Origin of the sequence: Aliiruegeria lutimaris (assembly GCF_900099935.1) — a bacterium.
Classification (GTDB): Bacteria; Pseudomonadota; Alphaproteobacteria; order Rhodobacterales; family Rhodobacteraceae; genus Tropicimonas; species Tropicimonas lutimaris.
Map to the genome: position 1 here is coordinate 147,548 of NZ_FNEK01000004.1, position 6,614 is coordinate 154,161.

Sequence of the window (6,614 nt, forward strand, 5' to 3'; positions counted from 1 at the left end):
GTTTGCGGGACGCCATGTCCCGCTGGCTCGACCATCTGCGCGCCGTCGATGGCGTGGCCGAGAACACGCTCACCGCCTACCAGCGCGACCTCGCAGGTTTCCTTGCCTTCCTGACCGGGCATTTCGGCGAGAGCCTCGGCCAGAGGCCGCTGGAACGGCTGACCATTTCCGACATGCGCGCCTGGATGGCGCATGAGCGCGGGCGCGGCGTGGCCGCCCGCTCGCTGGCGCGCGAATTGTCGGCAGTGAAGAATTTCGCCGGCTGGATGGCGGAGCGCGACGGCTTCGATGCCACGGCAATTCTCGCCGCACGCGCCCCGAAATACCGCCGCAAGCTGCCCCGCCCACTGGCCGAGGACGCCGCGAAAGCGGTGCTGGAGACCGTCGAGCTGCAATCGGAAGAGCCCTGGATCGCGGCGCGCGACGTGGCCGTCGTCACCCTTCTTTATGGATGCGGGTTACGGATCTCCGAAGCGCTCGGACTGGAAGCCGACTGCCTGCCGCTAGGTGAAAGCCTGCGCATTCGCGGCAAGGGCGGCAAGGAACGCATCGTGCCCGTCCTGCCCGCCGCCCGCGAGGCGGTCTCGCGCTATGTCGCGCTCAGCCCCTGGCCCGCGGAAGCCGGAACGCCGCTTTTTCGCGGCAAGCGCGGCGGGCGGCTCAATGCGCGCCTGGTGACCCGGGTGATGGAGCGCAGCCGGATGCAGCTTGGCCTGCCGGCTTCGGCAACCCCGCACGCGCTGCGCCATAGCTTCGCCACCCACCTGCTCGCAGCCGGCGGAGACCTGCGCGCAATTCAGGAACTGCTCGGCCATGCCTCCCTCTCGACCACGCAGGCCTACACGGCCGTGGATGCCGAGCGGTTGATGGAAGTCTATGAAATGGCCCATCCGCGGATGGGTTGAAGGCTCTGAAAACTTAGTGGTTTTTACCGATAGCTTTTATTTTATGGATTTTTCCACCGAGCGAACCACCCTGCTTCAGCCGGATTTAAACACGATGCGCCTAAACACGCCCCTGCACCACACCCAAAGAAAGGGGCAATTCATGATTGGAACGATGACGAATATGGGCAGCGGGATGACGCTGCACTCCCCTGCCACGCACCGCACGCCGCCTTCCGGACAGGGGCAACAGGCATTTGCACCGAATGTCGGGGCCGGGCAAATATTCTCCAGCGCCAAGGCCCCCGAAGCCATGAAAGCTGCCGATGAGATCGGCGCCCCGGAAGGCAACCGCCCGCCGCCGCCCCCGCCGCCATCCGAAGGCGCCGAGGAATTGAGCGCACAAAGCACCGACCAGATGACCAAGCCGAATACCGCGAATCTGTTCCAGAGCCTCACAGAGGGCGTGCCAGGCAACGGCAGCTTCAGCCTGTCGGCTGATTCCGCGCTGGTCGAGTCTCTCTACAACAATGAGCAATCCACCCTCGGCGCGTGAGCGCAAACTGAATGAAAAAGCGGAGGTTGAGCCTCGCGGCGCCTCCTCCACTCGCCCTGTTCGCGCAGACGATCGACGTGGCAGATTTCCGCTTTCGCCGCGGTTGCGATATTTGCCTTTGCCATCCGGTTTGCAAATCCGGTCGATATTCGGCATTGGAAACGAATGAAGCCCGAACACCGCGCCTATTCCGTCCATCTTCTCACCGCCACCGGGGCCGTTCTGGCTATGCTGGCACTGATATCCGCGGTCAGCTACGACTGGCCGATGATGTTCGTCTGGCTGGTCGCCGCTTTCGTGGTGGATGGAATCGACGGGCCCCTTGCGCGGAAATACGATGTCTCGTCCAACGCGCCGCAGGTCGATGGCGCCCTGCTCGACCTGATCATCGATTACCTGACCTATGTCTTCATCCCCGCTTTCGCGCTGTTCGCCTCGGACCTCATGCCAGGCTGGACGGGATGGGCTGCCCTGATCGTGATCACCTTCACCTCTGCTCTCTATTTCGCCTATACCGGCATGAAGACCGCCGACAAATCCTTCTCCGGCTTTCCCGGATGCTGGAACATGGTCGTCCTGGTGATCTTCGCCATCAAGCCGCCGGTCTGGATCTGCATGATTGTCATTGCACTTCTCTCGGCTGCCATGTTCACCAGCCTGCGCTTCATCCATCCCGTGCGAACCCGGCGCTGGCGCGCAATTTCCCTGCCGATGATCATGATCTGGACAATCTGCGCCGCCTGGGCGGCCTGGGTGTCCTTCGATCCACAGAGCTGGGCACGACTCGGGTTGGTCTTGTCCAGCATCTACCTGCTCGGCGCGGGGATCTTGCAGCAGATAGTGCCACATAGCCGCAACGCCGAAAGCCGCGCCTGATCGCTACCAACCGGTCCGAGGAACTCGGATCCGGAACCAGCCCTGACATGTCGGGCGGCTCCTCTAGTGCACGCTCCCCGCGCGTGAACAATCCTGCAGGTTTCCTCTTTCCGCAAATATCCTGGGGGGAGCGCTCGCACGAGCACGGAGGGCAAAGCCCCTACAAACCGTGGCCATCGAAGTTACGCGCAGATCACGCGAACGGATCGTCCGGATAGGTCACCCCTGCGAGGTATAGCCCCTGCGGGGGACAGACCGGACCGCAAGCCGCCCGGTCCCGCGCCTCCAGCGCGTCGCGCACATCTTCGGGTGCCCAGGCGCCCGCGCCCACCCGCTCCAGCGTGCCGACAAAGCTGCGCACCTGGTTGTGCAGGAAGGAACGCGCGCGGACATGGAAGTGGATTTCCGGTCCGAGCGGGGTCTGCACCCGTTCCAAATCCAGCTGGTCGAGGGTGCGAACCGGGCTATCGGCCTGGCATTCGGAGGCCCGGAATGTCGTGAAATCGTGGCGCCCCAGCAGGAAGCGCGCGGCTTCCTGCATCGGCGCGACCTCCAGCGGCGCCGAAACCTGCCAGACTTTTCCGGCGCTGAGCGCAGCCGGAGCGCGCCGGTTCAGCAGTCGAAAGAGATAGCGGCGTTCGGTCGCCGAGAAGCGCGCATGCCAGTCATCGCCGACCCGCGCCATGGCCGTGATGGCGACAGGCAGCGGCTTGAGATGGTAGTTCAGCGCCTCCGACAGGCGAAACGGATCCCAGTCGCGCTCCATATCGGCGTGGGCGACCTGGGAGAGCGCGTGCACGCCGGCATCGGTACGGCCGGCGGCAGCGATGCCGGGCGCTTTGAGCTGCAGCCGGCCGAGGGCGTCCTCCACCGCTTGCTGTACGGAGGGGTGTTCCTTCTGGCGCTGCCAGCCTGCGAAGGGGGCGCCGTCATATTCGATCTTGAAAGCGTAGCGGGGCATGTGAGGCGCAATATCGCCTGTGCCATGCACTGTCCATCGCCGGGATGAAGTCCGACTCGCGGCCTGCCTCCGGCGGGGTATTTCGGGAAAGATGAAGGCGGATGGCCGTGCCACACCCTCGGCAGGCGGCGAGAAACGGGCCTGCCCCCTAGGCATTACCCGTCGCACGCCATATGTCTGATCTGAACAGAGAAAGAGGGTCTGGTGGTTATCGGTCGTATCGCGGACGGGATCGTACAAGGGGTCGAGGACGCGTCGGCGGCCCTGTCCGAGACCCTGTTCGAGCCAGTCATCCGGATCGGCGTGACGGGGTTCGCGCGCGCCGGCAAGACGGTTTTCATCACCTCGCTGGTGGCCAACCTGATGGATCGGGGACGGATGCCGGGACTGATCTCGGCGGCGGACGGCTCTATCGTAAGCGCCTGGTTGCAGCCGCAGCCCGACGACACCGTGCCGCGCTTTGCCTTCGAGCGCCATTTGGCGGCGCTGACCGGCCCCGCCCCGCACTGGCCGCAGCCGACAAGCGCCGTGTCGGAGCTGCGCCTGTCGTTGAAAGTGCAGCCGCGCGGCTTCATGGGCAGCTTTTCCGGTCCGCGGACCATTCACCTCGACATCATCGATTATCCCGGAGAATGGCTGCTGGACCTGCAATTGCTTGAACGCAGTTTCGATGACTGGTCCGCCGAGATCCTGGAACGGGCGGCGATCCGTCCGTCGGCTGCCGATTTCCTTGCAACGCTGGAGAAAGTTGACGGCGACGCAGAGGTCACCGAGCCTGCCGCGCAGGCGTTGGCCACGGCCTATACCGGCTATCTGCGCGCCGCGCGCGCGGCAGGGTTTTCCGACTGCACGCCGGGTCGGTTCCTGATGCCCGGCGAGATGGAAGGCTCTCCCGCGTTGACCTTCGCGCCGATGCCCCCGCAAGAGACCCGCGCGCCACGCGGCTCGCTGCGCCGCGAAATGGAGCGACGCTACGAGAGCTACAAGGCGAAGGTCGTCAAACCCTTCTTTCGCGATCATTTCGCCCGGATCGATCGCCAGATCGTGCTGGTCGACCTGCTGGGCGCCATCCATGCCGGGCCGCAAGCGGTGGAAGATCTTGGCCGCTCAATGAACGACATTCTTGGCGCCTTCCGGCCCGGGCGAAACGCCTGGCTGACGCGCCTGCTCGGCGCGAAGCGGGTGGAGCGTATTCTCTTCGCCGCTACCAAGGCGGATCACATCCATCACACCCAGCACGGCCAGGTGACCGCGATCATGGAGGCGATGCTGCGCCAGGCCAGCGACCGGGCCGATTTCGCAGGCGCCCGCACCAGTGCGATGGCGATTGCCGCGCTGCGCGCCACGGTGGAGGAAACCCGCACTGTCGAGGGGCGCGAGTTGGGCATGGTCCGCGGGCGGCTGGAGAGCGGCAAGGAGGCCGTTCTGTACCCCGGCACCCTGCCGGAAGACCCCTCGCACCTGCTGGTGCCGGCACGGCAGGGCGCGGAGCGATGGCTCGATGACGATTACGCGGTGATGCAGTTCGCGCCGGCCCCCGGCACGCTGAAACCCGGCGAAGGCCCGCCGCATATCCGGCTCGACCGCGCGGCGGAATTCCTCTTCGGGGACCGGCTGAAATGACGATGCAGGGATGGAACCGCAAATGAGCGAGACACCAAAAGGGCCGGTGCTGATCGAGATCGACGAAACCGCCGAAGAGAACCAACCGTCCCCTGGCCCGGCCGAGGCGCCTCCGGTGCCGGAGCTTGCAGACGCCCCCACGGGACAGGCCATGCAAGGCGCGGTTCGCCTTGCCACCCGGCGCTCCTCGCCGCTGGGGCGGCTTTTCTGGGGCGCACTGGCGAGTTTTATTACCTTCGCGGCCTCGGTCGCGGCCTGGGATTTCGTCACCAGCCTTTTCACGCGGAACACGTTCCTCGGCACGGTCGCGCTCGGCCTGTTGAGCGCGCTGCTGCTGGCCTTCGTACTGCTGGCCCTGCGGGAGGCTTCCGGTTTCTTCCGCCTTGCTCGGCTCGACCGGATTCACCGCGATGCCGCCAGCGCCCAGAGCACGAACGACCTGAAAGCGGCGCAATCGGTCGTCGAGCGGCTGAACAAGCTCTATGCCTCGCGCAAGGAACTCGACCTGCCGCGGCAACGGCTGCGGGACCGGGCGGAAGAACAATTTGACGCCGACGCCCTGCTCGGACTGGCGGAGGCCGAGCTGATGAGTCCGCTCGATGCCGCGGCCCGCGCCGAGGTCGAGAACGCCGCGCGGCAGGTGGCAACCGTCACCGCCATCGTTCCGCTGGCGCTGGCCGATGTCGCGACCGCGCTGCTGTCGACGGTCCGCATGATCCGCCGCATCGGCGAGATCTATGGAGGCCGCGCCGGAACGCTCGGCAGTCTGCGCCTCACCCGCGCCGTCCTGACCCATCTGGTTGCCACGGGCGCGGTCGCGGTAGGCGACGACCTGATCCAGTCCGTCGCGGGCGGTGGGCTGCTCAGCCGCATCTCGCGCCGCTTTGGCGAAGGCGTGGTGAATGGCGCCCTCACGGCCCGCGTCGGCGTGGCCGCGATCGAGGTTTGCCGCCCGCTGCCCTTCGCGCGGCTGAAGCGGCCTTCAGTTTCGGCCCTCGTCAAGCGCGCGCTGACCGGGCTCTTTGGAAGCTGACGTTCAGCGGCGCGGCGGGATGGAATAGGTGAGCGAGGCCCGGGCGACCGGGCTTTCCGTGCCCTCGCTGAAAATCAGGCAATCGCCAACCGCAAGGCTTCTGCCCAGTTTCAGCAACCGTACCTCGCAGAACAGGTCCCGCCCCGCCTCCGGCTTGCGCATGAAGTCGATGGAACAATTGGTGGTCACGCTCAGCGCCTCCGGCCCGATCCGGCTCATCACGGCGAGATACATCGCGCAATCGGCCAGAGCGAATATGGACGGCCCGGAAACCGTTCCACCGGGGCGCAGATGCTTCTCCGCCACCAGCAGGCGCAGGCGGATCCCGTCTTCGGTAACCTCTTCCACGCTGAAATCACCGCCAACCTGCGGGAAGATCTCCGCAATCAGGCTTTCGAGATGCTCGCCTTGCATCAGGATTTCCATGGCCTCTCCCTCGCACGCCTATCTGGAACGGCGAGGCTGACGAAGAAATACGCTCTGTGCAAGCGGGGAGGCGCGCAACCATGCGACGCAGCGCGAGCAGGGAATGTTTGGCGTATTGGCGGCGGACATCGACGCTGGGGACCCGCCGGTGGGGCGCGTCATCGCCGCGGCGCAGGCCTGCGTAGGGCGCGGCGTCGAGGCCCTCGTCTACGCCTCGCGCGGCGCGAAACCCACCGAGCGGAAGTGGCGGGTGCT

General features: G+C 65.8%; 7 protein-coding genes. 5 read left to right on the forward strand and 2 right to left on the reverse strand.

Annotated elements, in window-relative coordinates; genetic code table 11:
- Positions 1-14: 14 nt before the first annotated feature.
- The 3 genes from BLR85_RS03690 to BLR85_RS03700 all read left to right on the forward strand — a co-directional run bounded on the left by BLR85_RS03690 (position 15) and on the right by BLR85_RS03700 (position 2,316).
- Positions 15-905, forward strand: coding sequence for a tyrosine recombinase XerC (locus tag BLR85_RS03690; RefSeq protein WP_093149752.1), 891 nt, complete (start codon positions 15-17; stop codon positions 903-905).
- Entirely contained in the window at positions 877-1,440 is a 564-nt protein-coding gene (locus BLR85_RS03695; protein WP_139188297.1) for a hypothetical protein, read from the forward strand. The genes BLR85_RS03690 and BLR85_RS03695 overlap by 29 nt, the downstream gene beginning before the upstream one ends.
- 165 nt (positions 1,441-1,605) lie before the next feature.
- Positions 1,606-2,316 carry a CDP-alcohol phosphatidyltransferase family protein gene (locus tag BLR85_RS03700; RefSeq protein WP_093149762.1) on the forward strand — a complete coding sequence of 237 codons (711 nt, stop codon included), beginning with the start codon at positions 1,606-1,608 and terminating at the stop codon, positions 2,314-2,316.
- A 193-nt stretch (positions 2,317-2,509) separates the two neighbouring features.
- Here BLR85_RS03700 and truA read toward each other — a convergent pair whose 3' ends face one another.
- On the reverse strand, positions 2,510-3,277 hold the full coding sequence (gene truA, locus BLR85_RS03705; protein WP_093149765.1) for a tRNA pseudouridine(38-40) synthase TruA: 768 nt from the start codon (positions 3,275-3,277) through the stop codon (positions 2,510-2,512).
- 204 nt (positions 3,278-3,481) lie between these two features.
- Here truA and BLR85_RS03710 point away from each other — a divergent pair, with 204 nt between their 5' ends.
- Together BLR85_RS03710 and BLR85_RS03715 are read left to right on the forward strand one after the other, a co-directional pair.
- Positions 3,482-4,900, forward strand: a complete 1,419-nt coding sequence (locus BLR85_RS03710; protein WP_093149769.1) for a YcjX family GTP-binding protein — start codon at positions 3,482-3,484, stop codon at positions 4,898-4,900.
- 22 nt (positions 4,901-4,922) lie between these two features.
- Positions 4,923-5,933, forward strand: a complete 1,011-nt coding sequence (locus tag BLR85_RS03715) for a YcjF family protein (RefSeq protein ID WP_093149828.1) — start codon at positions 4,923-4,925, stop codon at positions 5,931-5,933.
- Between the two features lie 3 nt (positions 5,934-5,936).
- Here BLR85_RS03715 and BLR85_RS03720 read toward each other — a convergent pair whose 3' ends face one another.
- Entirely contained in the window at positions 5,937-6,359 is a 423-nt protein-coding gene (locus BLR85_RS03720; RefSeq protein WP_093149773.1) for a PaaI family thioesterase, read from the reverse strand.
- Positions 6,360-6,614: the final 255 nt, after the last annotated feature.

Coding starts and splice junctions, on each gene's coding strand:
- BLR85_RS03690 (WP_093149752.1), top strand. CDS start 15: ATGTCCCGCTGGCTCGACCATCTGCGCGCCGTCGATGGCGTGGCCGAG.
- BLR85_RS03695 (WP_139188297.1), top strand. CDS start 877: ATGAAATGGCCCATCCGCGGATGGGTTGAAGGCTCTGAAAACTTAGTG.
- BLR85_RS03700 (WP_093149762.1), top strand. CDS start 1,606: ATGAAGCCCGAACACCGCGCCTATTCCGTCCATCTTCTCACCGCCACC.
- truA (WP_093149765.1), bottom strand. CDS start 3,277: ATGCCCCGCTACGCTTTCAAGATCGAATATGACGGCGCCCCCTTCGCA.
- BLR85_RS03715 (WP_093149828.1), top strand. CDS start 4,923: ATGAGCGAGACACCAAAAGGGCCGGTGCTGATCGAGATCGACGAAACC.
- BLR85_RS03720 (WP_093149773.1), bottom strand. CDS start 6,359: ATGGAAATCCTGATGCAAGGCGAGCATCTCGAAAGCCTGATTGCGGAG.